Origin of the sequence: Dickeya sp. CFBP 2040, assembly GCF_012273755.1 — a bacterium.
Taxonomy (GTDB): domain Bacteria; phylum Pseudomonadota; class Gammaproteobacteria; order Enterobacterales; family Enterobacteriaceae; genus Dickeya; species Dickeya poaceiphila.
In genome coordinates this window covers 13,607-29,482 of sequence record NZ_JAAVXH010000111.1, presented here as the reverse complement: position 1 = coordinate 29,482, position 15,876 = coordinate 13,607, and the positions used below count along the sequence as shown (strand labels likewise).

15 protein-coding genes are annotated in these 15,876 nt (G+C 54.3%); 9 read left to right on the top strand and 6 right to left on the bottom strand.

Annotation, left to right across the window (positions count from 1 at the left end; genetic code table 11):
- The 3 genes from asr to rstA form a co-directional block, all read right to left on the bottom strand.
- A partial coding sequence (gene asr, locus Dpoa2040_RS16830) for an acid resistance repetitive basic protein Asr (protein ID WP_168641990.1) occupies positions 1–363 on the bottom strand: 363 nt, incomplete at its 3' end.
- A 75-nt stretch (positions 364–438) separates the two neighbouring features.
- Entirely contained in the window at positions 439–1,794 is a 1,356-nt protein-coding gene (gene rstB / locus Dpoa2040_RS16825; protein WP_042870946.1) for a two-component system sensor histidine kinase RstB, read from the bottom strand.
- Entirely contained in the window at positions 1,791–2,534 is a 744-nt protein-coding gene (rstA, locus tag Dpoa2040_RS16820) for a two-component system response regulator RstA (RefSeq protein WP_042870944.1), read from the bottom strand. The genes rstB and rstA overlap by 4 nt, the downstream gene beginning before the upstream one ends.
- A gap of 242 nt (positions 2,535–2,776) precedes the next feature.
- Here rstA and Dpoa2040_RS16815 point away from each other — a divergent pair, with 242 nt between their 5' ends.
- Positions 2,777–3,211 (top strand): hypothetical protein, encoded by a 435-nt coding sequence (locus Dpoa2040_RS16815; protein WP_042870943.1) that lies wholly within the window; start codon positions 2,777–2,779, stop codon positions 3,209–3,211.
- A gap of 53 nt (positions 3,212–3,264) precedes the next feature.
- Here the strand turns inward: Dpoa2040_RS16815 and dauA are convergent, their stop codons facing one another.
- Together dauA and chaA are read right to left on the bottom strand one after the other, a co-directional pair.
- Positions 3,265–4,977 (bottom strand): C4-dicarboxylic acid transporter DauA, encoded by a 1,713-nt coding sequence (gene dauA, locus Dpoa2040_RS16810; RefSeq protein WP_168641992.1) that lies wholly within the window; start codon positions 4,975–4,977, stop codon positions 3,265–3,267.
- A 304-nt stretch (positions 4,978–5,281) separates the two neighbouring features.
- Positions 5,282–6,382 carry a sodium-potassium/proton antiporter ChaA gene (gene chaA / locus Dpoa2040_RS16805; protein ID WP_168641989.1) on the bottom strand — a complete coding sequence of 367 codons (1,101 nt, stop codon included), beginning with the start codon at positions 6,380–6,382 and terminating at the stop codon, positions 5,282–5,284.
- A 632-nt stretch (positions 6,383–7,014) separates the two neighbouring features.
- On the opposite strand from chaA, the gene Dpoa2040_RS16800 reads away from it, so the two are divergent.
- The 6 genes from Dpoa2040_RS16800 to Dpoa2040_RS16775 all read left to right on the top strand — a co-directional run bounded on the left by Dpoa2040_RS16800 (position 7,015) and on the right by Dpoa2040_RS16775 (position 13,075).
- Positions 7,015–7,704 carry a gamma-glutamylcyclotransferase gene (locus Dpoa2040_RS16800; protein WP_042870939.1) on the top strand — a complete coding sequence of 230 codons (690 nt, stop codon included), beginning with the start codon at positions 7,015–7,017 and terminating at the stop codon, positions 7,702–7,704.
- Between the two features lie 236 nt (positions 7,705–7,940).
- Positions 7,941–8,996: an ABC transporter permease gene (locus tag Dpoa2040_RS16795; protein ID WP_168641988.1), complete on the top strand. Its 1,056-nt coding sequence runs from the start codon at positions 7,941–7,943 to the stop codon at positions 8,994–8,996.
- On the top strand, positions 8,993–9,871 hold the full coding sequence (locus Dpoa2040_RS16790; RefSeq protein ID WP_168641987.1) for an ABC transporter permease: 879 nt from the start codon (positions 8,993–8,995) through the stop codon (positions 9,869–9,871). Before Dpoa2040_RS16795 ends, Dpoa2040_RS16790 begins: the two co-directional genes overlap by 4 nt.
- A complete protein-coding gene (locus Dpoa2040_RS16785) occupies positions 9,858–10,706 on the top strand; it encodes an ABC transporter ATP-binding protein (RefSeq protein ID WP_168641986.1) in 849 nt (282 codons plus the stop codon). Before Dpoa2040_RS16790 ends, Dpoa2040_RS16785 begins: the two co-directional genes overlap by 14 nt.
- The gene (locus Dpoa2040_RS16780) at positions 10,699–11,382 is read left to right on the top strand and encodes an ABC transporter ATP-binding protein (protein ID WP_042870930.1); all 684 of its coding nucleotides are present in this window, start codon (positions 10,699–10,701) and stop codon (positions 11,380–11,382) included. The genes Dpoa2040_RS16785 and Dpoa2040_RS16780 overlap by 8 nt, the downstream gene beginning before the upstream one ends.
- Positions 11,383–11,479: 97 nt before the next feature.
- Positions 11,480–13,075 (top strand): ABC transporter substrate-binding protein, encoded by a 1,596-nt coding sequence (locus tag Dpoa2040_RS16775; RefSeq protein WP_168641991.1) that lies wholly within the window; start codon positions 11,480–11,482, stop codon positions 13,073–13,075.
- Positions 13,076–13,203: 128 nt separating this feature from the next.
- Here the strand turns inward: Dpoa2040_RS16775 and Dpoa2040_RS16770 are convergent, their stop codons facing one another.
- Positions 13,204–14,460 carry a chloride channel protein gene (locus Dpoa2040_RS16770; RefSeq protein WP_168641985.1) on the bottom strand — a complete coding sequence of 419 codons (1,257 nt, stop codon included), beginning with the start codon at positions 14,458–14,460 and terminating at the stop codon, positions 13,204–13,206.
- Positions 14,461–14,635: 175 nt separating this feature from the next.
- Between Dpoa2040_RS16770 and Dpoa2040_RS16765 the strand changes: the two genes are divergently transcribed.
- Entirely contained in the window at positions 14,636–15,325 is a 690-nt protein-coding gene (locus Dpoa2040_RS16765; protein ID WP_168641984.1) for a metallophosphoesterase, read from the top strand.
- Between the two features lie 127 nt (positions 15,326–15,452).
- A complete protein-coding gene (locus Dpoa2040_RS16760) occupies positions 15,453–15,752 on the top strand; it encodes a hypothetical protein (RefSeq protein WP_042873941.1) in 300 nt (99 codons plus the stop codon).
- Positions 15,753–15,876: the final 124 nt, after the last annotated feature.

The following is a 15,876-nucleotide window of genomic DNA, read 5'->3' as shown; positions in this document are numbered from 1 at the left end:
TACTTTTTTAGCGGCCTGTGCTTTCTGGGCAGCAGGTTTTTTGGCTTTTTTGTGTTTTTTGGCAGCCTGAGCTTTCTGAGCCGGAGCGGGTTTCTTCTTAGCTACTTTTTTAGCGGCCTGTGCTTTCTGGGCTGCAGGTTTCTTGGCTTTTTTGTGTTTTTTAGCAGCCTGAGCTTTCTGCTTAGCTTTTTTCTCAACTTTCTTCACCGGTTTTTTGGTGGCGTCAGCGTTGGCGGCATCGGCTTTAGCTGGAGCAGCGGCGGTTGCCGGAGCGGCAGCCGGAGCAGCAGTGGTACCAGCTGCGAAAGCTACAGAGGACAGACCCAGAGCCGCACCTGCGATCATTACTAAAAATTTGTTCATCGTAAATTCCTCATTATCCAGTTTACGTTTCGAACCCCAGTGGGAGCCGATGACTGAAGCATAAGAGAACCTAAGCTAACGATCTGTGAGTGTTTGGTTTCCGCGTGTAACGGATTGTACAAGGTTCGCAGGCAAAGCGTTTGACGAGGGTTTATGTTCGATAATCGGCCAGTGAAACAGGAAACGGGCACCACCCAGCGGGCTGCTGTCTACCTCAATGGTGCCGTTGTAGGCGCGCACGATAGCGTGAACAATCGCCAGCCCCAGGCCGCAGCCGCCACTGCTGTTTTCGATGCCGGCTTCCAGACGGATGAAGGGTTCGAAAATATGTTCGCGGTCTTGCGGCGCAATGCCCGGACCGTCATCTTCCACTTGCAGGCAGGCCGTTTGTTGGTCCAGCGTCAGCCCGATGCGCAGGCGTTGCTGACAGAACCGCAACCCGTTATTGACCAGATTGTTCAGTACCCTTTCCATCAACCGAAGGTCTACATAACCAAAGCCGTTATCGCTCGCTACATCCAGATCGATCTGTTTGTTATCGTGCACCAGTCGGAAATCCTCGACACGCTTTTGCAGCCATAGCGGGAGGTCGATCTCTTCCAGATGCAGCGTCACCTGTGGCCTGTCGAGGCGGGCATAGGTCAGCAGTTCATCGATCAGCGCCTCCAACTGGCCGACATCGCGGTTGATGGCTTCTTGTTCTTCATCGGTCAGATTGTCACTCATTGCCAGCCGGTAGCGCAGTCGAACCAGCGGTGTACGCAGTTCGTGGGCGATATTGTCGATCAACTGTTTTTTACTGTTAATCAATTGGTTGAGGTTATCGGCCATGCGGTTGAATGCCACACCGAGACGAAACAGGCTGGAGGTATTGTCGAAGTGGGTGCGCTCTTCCAGGTGACCATCTCCCAGCCGTTGCGCGGCGCTTTCCAGTTGCAGCATCGCTTTCCAGTGTGGGCGCATCCACAGGAACACCGGCAACGCCAACGACAGACCAATCAATGCCAGAAACAACAGGTTGACCAGCCGTATTTCGTGCAGAAAGAACAGGTAAGGAATGGGACCGACAGCCAGCACATAGTGGCTGCGCGGAATACGCTGGATAAACGTGTACTCATCGTCCAGCGCGACGATTTCCCCCTGAATCAGCCGTTGTTGCGCCTGCGTGCTGAGTCGGTACTTGCTGATGGGTTCAATGTGCAATTTGAACGACAGATTGAGGTCCATCTGGTTGATGGTTTTGTGCCACTCGCGCGGTGGAATGGAGCGTAGCTCGTTACGGATCAGGTACAGTGAGCTTTTCATCAGGTCATCCATTGACTGGCGTCCGGCCCGTTCCGCCGTAACTTTGTACACCAGCCCCACCAGCAAGGTCATCACCAGAAAACTGGCGAACAACAGCAGAAAGAACTGAATGAACAGTTTTTTCATGGCGTGAGCGTCTCCCAGGCGTTAGGGGCGAACAGGTAACCTTTGTTGCGAATGGTTTTGATACGCACCGGTTCCAGTGCGTTGTCGTACAGCTTTTTACGCAGTCGGGAAATCGCAACGTCGATACTGCGATCCATCCCGTCGTAACTGACGCCACGCAATGCCTTAAGCAGCGCTTCACGATCCATGATCTGTCCGGCATGGGTGGCCAGCAGCCACAGCAGGTCGAAATCTGATGTGGAAAGTGGAATATTCTCGTCCGCCAGTGTGACGTCACGGTTAACCGGATCGATGCACAACAGGCCGAAGTGCAGCGATTTATGTACCTGCACTTGCGTTTTTTCCGGCGCGTTTTTCTCTGCCGCTGGCAGCGGCGCAGCGGCGTACTGCCGAAAATGTAATCTCAGGCGGGCCAGTAGCACCGCCGGCGGCGTGGTTTTTAGAATGTAGTCATCGGCGCCCATCTCCAGCGACAGGATATGGTTCATGTCGCTATCGAGCGAGGTGAGCAAAACGATGGGACCGGCGAACCGCGGGCGCAATTCCCGGCAAATCGTCATACCGTCTTTGCCGGGCAACATGATGTCCAGCAACACCAGGTCGGGCTGTTGTTCTTCGATGAATGCCAGCGCGTTGTCACCGCGTGGCTCAATACGTACATCAATATCATGTTTGCCCAGATAGGCTGCGATCAGTTTGCCGACTTCTGGATCATCTTCAACAAAAACAACTTTATACATGACATCCTACTCACAACAGAACGCATATTATGGCTCATGCCGACAGCACGCTGGCAGCATGGGGGGGCTACGATGAAAGCGTAGGGTGCGCTGGATCGCATTGCCAGCAGAAAAACCTGTGCTTTTGACTGGCCGCTCTACAATTATGGGAGACACTATACCTTATTAATCCTTTTTACGTTGTAATGGTTGAGATGAAATGGCGTGATGCCAGCGGTTGGTTAACGGAAAGGAGATAACGGATGGAAGAGGCTCACTCTGGGCCTGATGGCTCCTCTGAAAGGATGTGTATTGATTATACTGCGTACCTTGGCGCACTGTGCCGCAAACGCTGGAGTTTCATCGACGCGTTGTATGGCGTCATGCCGATCTTCGGCATGGTCACGAAATCTCCTGAGGTGACCGGGGTCGCCGGCAAGGATAATCTGCTGGAACGGGCGATGCAGGTGCTTTCTACTCAAGCCAGTGATGAAACCAATCTTTCTCGTCTGATTACACTGGCCTGCCAGCAAGGGGTGACGGAGCTGGATATCCAACTGCCGTATGCGTTGTCAGGCGAGCAGTTGCAAATCATAAAGCTGGCTTGCCACGAATATGAACTGGCGTTGAGCCAACATGCGGAGTGTCTTTCAGTGCGATCCGCGGCGTCGATAGCGTCGCCTGAACTGCTTTGCTGAACCGTTGGGTCTGATGGACCGGCCCGCATCATGCGCAAGCCGGTCAGTACTCATCAATTGAGATCATCGTGATTAGGCAGGGTTTCCGCCAGCGCTTGTTCCAGCGTGGCGTAGAAACCCAGCCGGTTGGCTATTGGCGTAACATTGGCTCTGGCCAGTGTTTTCAACGGCTGGAACGGGATATCGGTGATGATCAGCTGTTTTTCCGGCGGCAACAGCGCTACAAAATGGCGCAATGCGTTCAGGCCGCCTGCATCCAGTACCGAGACGGCGTCCCACTGCAGGATGATAGTGGGGTAAGGTCGGGCGCGTTCCATCAGCTCATTGAACAGACGTTCCGCCGCAGCGAAAAACAGTGGGCCGTTAATTCTCAGCACCAGCCGTTGCTCCGCAATGGTGCCCGGCAGCTCGCTCAGTTTGGTCATGCGCGCCACATTGCCCATGAACAGTAATGACGCCAGCACAATTCCTACCGTAATGGCGACAACCATATCGAACAGCACGGTGAGCGCCATACACAACACCAGCACCAGCATGTCGTCTCGCGGTGCGCGGCGCAGAATATCTACCACTTTATGCGCCTCGCTCATGTTCCAGGAGACCAGCAACAACAGTGCAGCCATAGCCGATAGCGGCAGGTAAGAGAGCCAGGGTGCCAGCACCAGCAAAGACAACAGCACCAGCAGGGCATGGATGACTGCGGCGACAGGCGAGGTGGCGCCGGCGCGTACGTTGGCGGCGGATCGGGCAATCGCTGCGGTGGCGGTAATGCCGCCGAAAAACGGCGCCACCATATTGCCGATGCCTTGTCCAATCAGTTCACTGTTGGGATGGTGCTTGCGCCCGGTCATGCCGTCCAGCACCACTGCACACAGCAGCGACTCAATAGCGCCGAGCATCGCCATGGAAAACGCCGCTGGTAACAGTTCGGACAGGCTTTCCCAGCTTAATGTCATGGTGTGGCCGTCCGGCGCAGGAATGTTCCACGGTAGTAAAAACTGCGGCAGAATCGCCGGGATGCCTTGTCCATGACTACCGTCAGCCAGCAGGTAGCTGAAACGCGAGCCGATGGTCGCCACATCAATATGAAACGATGACAGTACCTCCATCACGGCGGTGCCTGCCAGCAACGCGGGGAGATGTCCGGGCAGACGAAAGCCCAGTCTTGGCCAGACAATCAGCACCAACAGGGTGGTCGCGCCGATCAGCGTATCGCCGATGTTCAACGTGGGCATTGCCTGTGCCAGCGCCGCCACTTTCCCGACATAGTGCTCCGGCACGCTAGTCATGGTCAGGCCGAAAAAGTCTTTGACCTGCATGGTGGCGATGGTGATGGCAATACCGGACGTGAAACCGAGCGTCACCGGTAAGGGAATATATTCAATCAGGCGGCCCAGGCGGCCTAGCCCCATCAGCAACAGAAACAGGCCGGAGAGCAGGGTTGCGACCAGCAGACCGGAAAGTCCGAACTGCTGGGACACCGGGTGGAGAATGACCACAAATGCCGCGGTAGGGCCGGAAACACTGTAGCGGGAACCGCCACATAGTGCGATCACCAATCCGGCGACTGCCGAAGTGTAAAGCCCGTACTGCGGCGGGACGCCGCTGGCGATAGCCAGCGCCATGGCCAGCGGGATGGCGATGATCCCGACAGTAATACCGGCGATAACATCATGGATAAAACGCGACAGGGTGTACTTTTCCTGCCAGCAGGCTTCAATCAGCGCGCTGAACGGTCTGATACCATTAATTCGGTGTGATTTCATGGAAAACAAGAACCAGGCAATGAAAAACAGGCGGGTCGATAGCGGCCCGTCACGACCAGGGCATGTGCCGCCTGCGGTGTCTGCTGAAGAAGTGAGCATGAAAAATGCAGCCGCCACGGTAGGACACCGTCCAAAGCCGATACCATACGCCTGTTTTTTGACGCAGATCCAGCGGTAAATCAACGGAAAGGCTTTTTCCAGACAAAACGCAGCAGCCTGCTGCATAAATCGGTGGTATTGCGACGCGGTAGTAGCGCGGCGTGCCGGTAGCACTGAACGACCATACCGGCACGGGCGCTGACACTTACAGCATGATAGTCATCAGATAAGCAACAAACAGCGCCAGATGCGCGCTGCCGTTGAGCACATTGGTGCGGCCAGTAGAAAACGAAATCTGACACAACACCAATACCGATAGCATCACCACAATGTGCGGCATGTCGAGTGCGAAATGTAGCGTCCGGCCAGTGAAGGTGGCGATCAGCGTGACGGCGGGTACGGTCAGCGAAATGGTGGCCAGTACCGACCCGAAGAACAGGTTCATGGCACGTTGTACCTGATTGCGCAGCACGGCGGTGATGGCGCCCAGTCCCTCCGGCGACAGGATCAGCAGTGCCACCAGGAAGCCGGTAAACTGGGCAGGGGCGTTCATCGCCTCCAGCAACCCCTCCAACTGTGGTGAGTCCATCTTGGTGACACCAATGACCGCGACCAGATGGACCAGCAACCAGATAGCGTGCCAGGCTGAACGATGGGCGGAAGGCTTGCCATGGTGCGGATCGCCGTCGTCGCCGTCGTCTTCGTGCTCGTAGACAAACAGATTCTGGTGCGTGCGAGTCTGAATCAACAGGAAGACGCCGTACATCATCGCTGAAATCAACGCGATGATGATGGATTGCGCTACAGAGAAATTGCCTTCCGGCAGTGCGGCAGGGAAGACCAGCACCAGTACCGCCAGCGGGAAGATCGCCATCAGGTATTGCTTGATACCGCCCAGATTAACGTACTGGGTGGCGAACTTGCGGCCCCCCAATAGCAGAGCGAAGCCGACCAGACCGCCACTGACTATCATGATAATTGAGTAGAGGGTATCACGCATTAGCGTCGGCCCGGCGTCGCCGGTCGCCATCAGCGCCGAAATCAGGCTCACTTCCAGAATTACCACCGACAGGCTGAGGATCAACGATCCATACGGTTCGCCCAGCCGGTGAGCCAGCACATCAGCGTGACGCACGACGCTGAAGGCGCTGGCAAGGATGCCCACCAGCGCCAGCAGGTTGATGCCAACCATGGCTGACAGGCTACGGGTATCGCCCCATAATGTCAGTACCAGCAGCGCCAGCAGCGGAAAAATCAACGTATATTCGTGATGACGGGTTTTCACCGCGTCAGGGGATGTGGGCATGGCTGGACCTCCTTCGTGCCATCTAAAAATAATCGTCTCTATAGTGGGTTCATCGTTGGTTCTGAGTGCTCAGCGCTATGTGTCTTAAGCTCGGGGCTGGTGCCTGAAATCCTGTCATGTCACCCGTATGGTTTTTTCACCCGTATGGGTTTTCCTCGCCATTCCGGACGTATCGTCGCTGCATTGTGGTTTACCCCCCACTTGTACCCCAACATCGTAAGGTCTGACGGGATATTTTTATGGTTTTACTTTTATCTTCTTAAATAGGAAAAAATTTTTTATTTATTTACCAAGTAATAACGTATTTTACTTTTTAGATAGTGCTATTTTCAGGGTAACTGAATAATAAATCAGGGATGATAGTTATTTTCTTATGAATGCGAGCGGCAAGGCCGCGCCGATACACGGGAGAAACGCGCAGCCTCTGCCTACAGGGGCATCCAGCCAGGCGATATTTTGCTGTGAGATGAGACATCGCCTGGGCATTTAGCACAATTCTGATAAAGATTAATGATATTTTGCCGTAGAAATAAGCAATACCTGCATTGATTATGGGGTTGCTGATCGGCCAAAATGCCAAAATAAGTAAGGCGTGCGCCGTGTGGTAAGCGTTTTAGTGAGGGCAGTAGGCAGTGTTGACGCGTGACTTTTTACAAAAAGCAGATTGTAAAACTTCGTTTGGCAAAATCGATGAATCGCTGCTGTTGACGCCTCAACAGCGTGAGGCGTCGCTGGCGTGTACGCTGGCATCCCGCCCTGATCAAAGCCCCGTATGGGTATTTGGCTACGGTTCATTGATGTGGAACCCAGTGTTTGATGCTGAAGAGGTTTGCCTGGCTACGCTCAACGGTTGGCATCGCACCTTTTGCTTACGCCTCACCGCTGGCCGCGGCACGCACAGCCAGCCAGGCCGCATGTTGGGGTTGAAACCCGGAGGTGCAACCACTGGCCTGGCCTATCGCTTACCTGAAGCTACCCTACGCGACGAGCTGGAACTGTTATGGAAGCGTGAAATGCTGACCGACTGTTATCGACCGTTATGGTGCGAGCTGCGTTGTCAAAATGGTGAGCCGATTACCGCACTGGTATTTGTCACCAATCCTGAACATCCACTGCTGGAAGCCGATACATGCATACAGAGTATTGCGCCGTTGATTGCCAGCGCCAGTGGGCCATTGGGCACCAACGCCCAATATTTGTTCGCGTTGGAACAGGAGCTGAATCATTACGGTATGGCGGACGAAAGCCTGAGCGCACTGGCGCAGCGGGTGCGCGAACTTCAACAAAACTTATCGGCTGGCTCGGCCCAGACCGCATCCTGATGCTCACCGCGGGGGAAGTCATCTGACAACGCGGATACGCAGACCGAGGCCTGACTGTCTATATCGGTCTGGCGGCAGTAGTGATACCATGACGTGTATCACGACATCGGATTGCCACAATGTTTAATTATCGCAGGATGCGATTATCACGTTATATGAACATCTCAATATAGTATTATATTAATACGGTATTATCATGACATCGGATTGTCATTTCGGTAACAAGGCCACCGTTAATGAGTTCATTTTACCAACAGATATGGGGAACTGCGGCGCGTCCCGGTAAAGTGCTGGGTGGTGTTGTTTCATTGTGCCTGACGCTGTTGGGCCTGCTGTTTTTTACCTTTCTGCTAACCCATCTGGCATCGGTCGATCAGGTTTTTCCTGTAACAGCTCGATATGCCGGTGACACGATCTCTGGTCAGATAAGTCAACCACTGGGGCTTAGTCAGCCATTGTGGCGGCAATTCTGGAATTATCTCTTCGCGCTGATGCAGGGTGATTTAGGCGTGTCGCGTACGACGTCGCAGCCGGTGCTGGACGATTTACTGCGTACCTTTCCGGCCACCTTTGAGCTGGCGACCAGTGCGATTGTGCTCGGTTTTTTCGGCGGTATCACGCTGGCGTTGCTGTCGGCGCTAAAGCCCGGCGGCGTGCTGGATTATCTGGTGCGATGTGTGGCATTGCTGGGGTACTCAGTACCGGTGTTCTGGATTAGCCTGCTGGGCTTGTTACTGTTTTACGCGGTGTTGCACTGGTCTGCGGGGCCGGGGCGGCTCGATGATATTTATCAGTACCCGGCGGAGTTACCGAGCAGTCTCACACTATTTAACAGTTGGAACCTTAACAGTTGGAACCATCGTCTGGCGATGTTCCGCAATGCACTGGCGCACCTGTGGCTTCCTGCCAGCGTGCTGGGTTTTGTGTCGATGTCCAGCATTGCCCGTATGCTGCGTACTGCTATTCTGGAAGAGTGTGGTAAAGAGTATGTCACGCTGGCCCACGCCATGGGCGCCAGCCCGCTACGGATACTGCTGTTTCATATTTTGCCGAATATTCGAATGGTAATGGTGACGGTGTTGATGCTGTCTTATGCCAGTTTGCTGGAAGGCGCGATCCTGGTCGAAACGATATTTTCCTGGCCTGGAGTGGGGCGTTATCTGACGGCGGCGCTGTTTTCCGCGGACATTCCAGCGGTATTGGGCGCAACGCTGTTGATTGGGGTTTGCTTCATTGTGCTGAATGCGCTGGCTGATGTGCTGATTTTTTTACTGGACCCCCGTACACGATGAAGTGGATGTCAACATTTCATACTAACCGTCAGCTGGTGCGGCGGACCATCGTGTTGAACGGTATCGTAGCGCTGAACGGTATCAATATCTGCATAGTGATTTTGAGCCTGTTGACGCTGATTGCGCTTTTCGCTCCCTGGCTGGCGCCGTTTGATCCCTATACGCAAAATATGATGGAGCGCTTACAGCCTCCTGGCCCGGACCATTGGTTGGGAACAGACGGTTTTGGTCGTGACCTGTTATCAAGAGTGATTTATGGTACCCGACCCGCGTTGATGATGGTGGCGTTGATACTTGTCATCACCATACCTATCGGCCTGTTGGTCGGTGTGGGGTCCGGTTATCTGGGTGGCTGGGTCGATCAATTACTGATGCGGTTTACGGACATCATACTGGCATTGCCGGGGTTGGTGATTGCGTTGGCGCTGGTAGCCGTGCTGGGACCAGAATTGTTGCATGGTGCACTGGCTCTGGCGTTGACGGCATGGCCGCAGTTTGCGCGTCAGGCGCGGACTGAGACTATGGCGCTGCGTAACAGCGAGTTTCTGGCTGCTGCCCGGATGCAGGGCATCAACGGGTGGCGATTGATGTACGGTCATGTGCTGCCATTGTGTCTGCCCGGCGTGCTGGCGCGGGCCGCCATGACGCCGGGAAATATGATTCTGGCGGCTGCCGGTCTGGGTTTTCTTGGATTTGGGGCGCCGCCGCCGATGGCAGAATGGGGCGCGATGGTAGCGGAAGGAAGCAACGTGATGTTGGAACAGTGGTGGGTTGCCACTATGCCGGGATTAGCTATTTTCCTCACCAGTCTGACCTTTAATCTGTTAGGCAACGTATTGCGCGACAGACTGGACCCTCGTTATGACAAACACTGAACCCTGGCTGCTTGATGTCAAAAATTTGTCGATCCGACGCCATCACGGTAACTCACAGACGCTGGTGCAGCCGCTATCATTCAGTATGCGACGTGAACGGGTGGCGCTGGTGGGAGAATCAGGGTCGGGAAAGTCGTTGGTGGCCTGGGCGTTGATGGGGTTATTGCCGCATGAGTGCCGGATGCAGGCTGAACGACTGGAACTGGCCGGGCAAGATTTGCTGCAGTTAAGTCCACGGCAGTGGCGACAGTGGCGTGGCTGGCGTATAGCGATGGTCATGCAGGGGCCGAAGCACGCGCTTAACCCCATGCGCACTATCGGTTGGCAAATAGAGGAACCGCTGCGGCTGCATACACAGTTTTCGCGCCGTGAACGACAAGAACGAGTGCTGGAGAGCCTTAATGCGGTCGGTCTGGCGGATGCTGGCGGGGTGCTGGCATGTTATCCCCACCAGATTTCCGGCGGTATGGCGCAGCGGGTCATGCTGGCTATGGCAATGATTACCCGTCCCGATCTGTTGATTATTGACGAGCGTACCTTTGCGCTGGATCAGGAAGCTCGTGTACAGGTGCTGTCGCTGCTTGACCATTTGCTGACCGAGCATCATATGGGGTTACTGCTGATTAGTCATGATTTGCCGTTAGTGGTACACCATTGCGCCCGCATCCTGGTAATGCGCCAGGGAAATGTGGTGGATGCCCTGACTGCGTCGCAACTGCCGGATGCGACGCATCCATACACCAGGGCGTTATGGCAATCCCGGCCAGGTAAGCATACTCATGGACAGATCCTGCCGATAACGCCGGACGAACCAGAGGCGCGGTGTGATGCATGAGTCCATGGCGGTTGTCTTGCAGCAGGTGAGTGTGGCGCATTGGCAAGGATGTCAGCGTCATGACGTTGTGCATCAAGCCAGTTTTAACGTAGTGACTGGGGAGTGCTTCGGTCTGGCCGGACCGTCCGGTAGCGGAAAGTCCTCATTGTTATGGATGCTGGCAGGGTTGAATCCACATTGGTCGGGGACGATGACGCTACTTGAACAGTCCGTGTTGCCGGGCCAGTCGTTCGGGCAGACGTTACGCCGACAGGTACAGATGGTGTTTCAGGACCCTTACGCCTCGTTGCATCCGCGTCGCAACCTGCGTAAAACGTTGGGTGACCCTTTGCGGCTGATGGGACTCACGGACATTGATGAGCGGTTGGCGCAGGGGGCCGGACAGGTTGGCTTGCCTGACTACCTGCTGGATAGCTATCCGCATCAACTATCGGGTGGGCAACGTCAGCAGACGGCGCTATTACGTGCGTTGTTGCTGCGTCCGCGCTTATTGTTGCTGGATGAAGCCACATCAGCGCTGGATTCGGTGGGGCAGGCGCGCATCCTCAATTTGCTAAACCGCAGGCGGGAAGAGGACGATCTGACCATTATCATCATCAGCCATGATTGCAATGTGATGGAACATATGTGTGACCGCATGGTGTGGATACAGGACGGCAGGCTGCAACCACGTTGAGTGAAATGGTAGGTGTTACTATGTAGCTATGTGGCGGCGCAAGCGGATTTCCGGCAAACCGATGTTGAGCTGATGCGTTGATAGTGAGGAAGAGATGATGAAGGCATGGTGTGCCATTCTGTTGACGCTAATCTTGATGGTCAGCCCACCGGCGAGTGCGTCTACACCAGATGATACGTTAGTGGTGGCGGTTTCTCTGAATGGCATTATCAGTTTTGACCCGGCGGAAAGTTTTGAAACCGTCAGCAACAGTAGTCTTACCTCGCTTTATCAAGGGTTGGTGGCGATTGATCGCACTCAGCCGACCCAACTGAACCCCGATCTGGCGCTCAGCTGGCGCGAAGGCCAGGATGGAAAAAGCCTGATCTTTACTCTCGACCCCGATGCAGTGTTCGCCTCCGGCAACCCGGTACTGGCTGACGATGTCATTTATTCGTTGACCCGATCAGTAAAACTTAACAAAACACCTGTGTTTATCTTGAACGAACTGGGATGGAGGCCCGGTAATATCGATACGCAATTTCGGGAAATCGACGATCATACGCTGGAGATTCGCTGGACCAGTGATATTGGCAGCGAACTGGCATTGCGCTTGTTATCGGCGAGCGTCGCACTGATTGTTGACGGCAAGGTAGTGGAAAAACACAGCGAGCATGGCGATTTTGGCAATAAATGGCTGAAGAGCCATTCGGCGGGTAGCGGCAGCTATCGCATTCGCCATTATCTGCCTCAGCAGGCGCTGTTGCTGGAGAGTAACCCATACACGCGTCGCCCCCCTGCACTGGCGCAGGTGATATTGAAAGATGTCTCCGACCCTAGTGTACGCCGCTTGTTGTTGTTACAGGGCGATGTTGATGTGGCCTACGATCTGGGTGCGGATCAATTCAGTGCGCTGGAACATCAACCGGGTGTCACTGTGAGCATGACGCCTGGATTTAAGATTTACTATCTGGGCTTTAATACTCGCAGTAACACCGCTCCCTTCCTGAGTCAGTCCGCCTTTTGGCAGGCGGCACGCTGGCTAGTCGATTATCATAGTATTGCCCATCGGTTGCTGAAGGATCAGTTCTGGGGGCATCAGAATTTCCTGCCGTGGGGGTTTGACGGCGCGTCGCAAGAAGAGCCGTTCCGGCTTGATGTGGAGAAAGCCAGACGTTTGCTGCGTGACGGCGGGATAGCGCCGGGCAGCCGGTTTACGCTGTTGGTAACCAATCAACCGCCTTATATTGAGGTGGCGCAGGCGCTGCAGGACAGTTTTTCCCGTGCCGATATTCGTATAGATGTGCAGGCAGTGACGGAGAGTGAACTCTGGATGCGTATGCGTAGTGGCCGTTTCCAGGCGGTCTTCACCTATTGGGGACCGGATTATATCGACCCTAACAGTAATGCCAGTGCATTTACCTTTAACCCTCCGGGTGGGCCGGGTACGCTGGTCAGCCGATTAGGCTGGGTCATCCCTGAGTTGAGTTTGTTGACCAAAGCGGCGGCTGTGCAGTGCGAGTCACAAATGCGACGCAACATCTATCTGCGATTGCAGCAGGCTGTCAGGGAGGATTCGCCGTTTGTAGTGATGTTGCAGGGAAAACGGCTGGTGGCGGTGCGTAATACGCTGGTGAATGTCCGCCAGAGCATCGCCAATTCCATGCTTTACTTTGATGAGATCAGCAAGGTGAAAACGCTCACATCACCATGAGCGGTACGCAATCCGCCGCACGGTTTGACGAGCCAACGCCAGGGACCTGGTCAGCAGGCCGCCACTGCTTTTTCACTCGATGTCATTCGTTCAATCAATGTGCGTTCTTTTAATCAACGCACATTTTTTCAATCACGGTATTTTTTTTCAATCAGCGCATTAGTGCTGACCGCTCCGGCAATACACAGCGCCATCGGCACAAAAAAATCGTTGTTGATGCGGGTCAGTTCAATGATCAACACCAGACTGGTGATCGGCATTTTCATTGAGGTTGCCAAAAACGCTGCTGCGCCAATGACGGCGTAAGCGCCCGGCTGGTTGTGTGGGAAGAACCACGACCAGATGCCGCCCAACGCTATCGCCAGCAATGCACCGTTGGCCAGACCGGGGGTCAGCAAGCCGCCCTGAGCGCCAGCGCGCAGGCTACTCCATTGCACCAACACCTTGCATCCTAATAGCAACAACGCCATGGATACCGACAACTGGTTGGTGAAACTCAGTTCTGCCGGGCCTTTGCCGTTACCCGCCAGTTGCGGCAGGATGATGACCAGCAAACCCAGCAATGCGAAGTTGAGCAGGTTGGTAATGATGAGACGGGCGTTTTGTGGTGAGTGTTGGCGGGCATGACGGGTGAGGCGGACGAACAGCCAGGCGACTCCCCCGAAGAGTGGCCCGGTGAGCAGCGCCCATACGGTCAGGTTGCCGGAGACATCCAGCGGCAGGCTGAGGTGGTATTGATATTCATCGCCCAGACCGATGCGCGCCACCAGCGCCGCCAGCGAGCAGGTCAACAGCGCCGCCAAACTGGTTTTGATGTGAACTCGCGCCAGCAAGACTTCAACCACAAACAGCGCGCCGCCAAGCGGTACGTTATAGACTGCCGCCAGTCCACCCCCGGCGCCACACGCTATCAACAGCCGGGTATCCTCCGGGGTCATGCGCAACGCATGGCAGAGATGGGTGGCAGCCAATGCTCCCAGCTCTCGCGGTGCGACTTCTCGTCCCAGCGGCGACCCAAGCGCGACGGTAGTAATTTGTAGCAGAACGTGGATTATCGTCTCTTTTACCGGCATATCTGGCTTTTCTGCCTGTAATGCCGCGGTAATGCTCACCAGACGACGACCATAGCGATAGAGCGCATACCACCCCAGTCCTGCTACCAGACCACAGAGTAGCAACACAATAACGCGTCGGATGGGTTCTGCTGCCGAGACGCCTTGTAAAAAACTTTCTTCGCTAATGATATGGTCCAAACTATAACCATAGGCCAGATGTTGAATGGCATGGAGCAACAGCGCCAGCAACAGACCACCGATGCCGGCGAGTATGCCGGTTGACAGTAGCGCAACGATGAAACGAATACGCTGGGACATTATTTCGGACATACACACCCACATCGAACACAGAGAACCGCATTGCTGCACATTAACTTCTCACCGTACATTGTAATTGTTGCCTATTTTGCGTGTTGCATATTGTACTGAATCTATCTCAACCGCAGGTATCTGGGCCGCAATGCATCGATCAGGCAAATACATCGAATCGACAGGAGACGGCAACATGACGAGCGACCAACAACCGCCAACCTATCAGCGCATTACAGGCGCTGACTGGCGTCATATTTTTGTCGTGGGCGATATACACGGGTGCTATCAGCAACTGATGGTAACGCTGGAACAGGCTGGGTTTGATACCGACCGAGATCTGCTGGTATCCGTAGGCGACATCATTGACCGCGGGGACGAAAATCTCGCTTGTCTTGATTTGTTGCAGCAGCGCTGGTTTTGTGCGGTACGCGGCAATCATGAGCAAATGGCGTTGGACGCACTTAACGATACCGGGCGCATCGCCCTGTGGCGAGCCAATGGCGGCGACTGGTTTTTCCGGTTGACTGGCGAGCGTCAGGCATTGGCACGGCAGTTGCTGGCTCAGGCGGCACAGTTGCCCTATGTCATCGAGATTGAGACTGTGACCGGCAAACGCACCGTGGTGGCTCATGCCGATTACCCGGCGGAACGCTATCAGTATGGTCAGCCGCTATCCTGGACACAGGTGTTATGGAGCCGACAGCGTGTCAGCCGGGCGATGGCGGGTATCGGCGGACCAATTATCGGTGCAGACCGTTTTCTGTTCGGGCATACACCATTGCGTCAGATCCTGAGATGCTGGAATGTGCAGTATATCGATACCGGCGCTGTATTTGGCGGTGAATTGACGCTATGCCGAATTCAGGATGGTATTAGCCCATAACGACAGATTATTACCGGGAAAAATTCACACTGTTTGACTTATCTCCTGCGGATTGAAGAAAGCGATCTATGATTAATACTTCGGGTTCTGAATTCGAATCTGGCATTTTATGAACGAGGATAGCGTCGTGAAAAAGTATTTTTTCCAATTATTATGTATGTCATGTTTTTTATTTACCGCCACGGTGGGCGCAAAAAATACTCGGTTGAATGATAATCAGGTCAGGCAAATCATGATTGAAGAATCGATAGCCGATTATTCGGGAAATTGTGCCTGCCCATATAGTTCGGACAAAAATGGCAGGCGCTGTGGCGGACGTAGCGCCTGGAGTCGTAAAGGCGGTGCCGCGCCGCTTTGTTATAAAGATGATATTACGAAAGAGCAGGTGGTGCGCTGGCGTGAAGCAAATAAAGAGCGTGCGAAGTAATACTCACCATAGTCAGACACCCGAAAATAGAAATTAATGCCCGAAGTAGCAAGAGTGGCAATAGAAGTAGCAATAATAGTTGAAATAATGTGATTATCTCACGCCCTGATGATGACCTCATCAG

Bases quoted from the DNA above. Each gene is read 5' to 3' on its own strand.
- rstB (WP_042870946.1), bottom strand. From the start codon at position 1,794: ATGAAAAAACTGTTCATTCAGTTCTTTCTGCTGTTGTTCGCCAGTTTT.
- rstA (WP_042870944.1), bottom strand. From the start codon at position 2,534: ATGTATAAAGTTGTTTTTGTTGAAGATGATCCAGAAGTCGGCAAACTG.
- Dpoa2040_RS16815 (WP_042870943.1), top strand. From the start codon at position 2,777: ATGGAAGAGGCTCACTCTGGGCCTGATGGCTCCTCTGAAAGGATGTGT.
- dauA (WP_168641992.1), bottom strand. From the start codon at position 4,977: ATGAAATCACACCGAATTAATGGTATCAGACCGTTCAGCGCGCTGATT.
- chaA (WP_168641989.1), bottom strand. From the start codon at position 6,382: ATGCCCACATCCCCTGACGCGGTGAAAACCCGTCATCACGAATATACG.
- Dpoa2040_RS16795 (WP_168641988.1), top strand. From the start codon at position 7,941: ATGAGTTCATTTTACCAACAGATATGGGGAACTGCGGCGCGTCCCGGT.
- Dpoa2040_RS16790 (WP_168641987.1), top strand. From the start codon at position 8,993: ATGAAGTGGATGTCAACATTTCATACTAACCGTCAGCTGGTGCGGCGG.
- Dpoa2040_RS16785 (WP_168641986.1), top strand. From the start codon at position 9,858: ATGACAAACACTGAACCCTGGCTGCTTGATGTCAAAAATTTGTCGATC.
- Dpoa2040_RS16780 (WP_042870930.1), top strand. From the start codon at position 10,699: ATGCATGAGTCCATGGCGGTTGTCTTGCAGCAGGTGAGTGTGGCGCAT.
- Dpoa2040_RS16775 (WP_168641991.1), top strand. From the start codon at position 11,480: ATGAAGGCATGGTGTGCCATTCTGTTGACGCTAATCTTGATGGTCAGC.
- Dpoa2040_RS16770 (WP_168641985.1), bottom strand. From the start codon at position 14,460: ATGTCCGAAATAATGTCCCAGCGTATTCGTTTCATCGTTGCGCTACTG.
- Dpoa2040_RS16765 (WP_168641984.1), top strand. From the start codon at position 14,636: ATGACGAGCGACCAACAACCGCCAACCTATCAGCGCATTACAGGCGCT.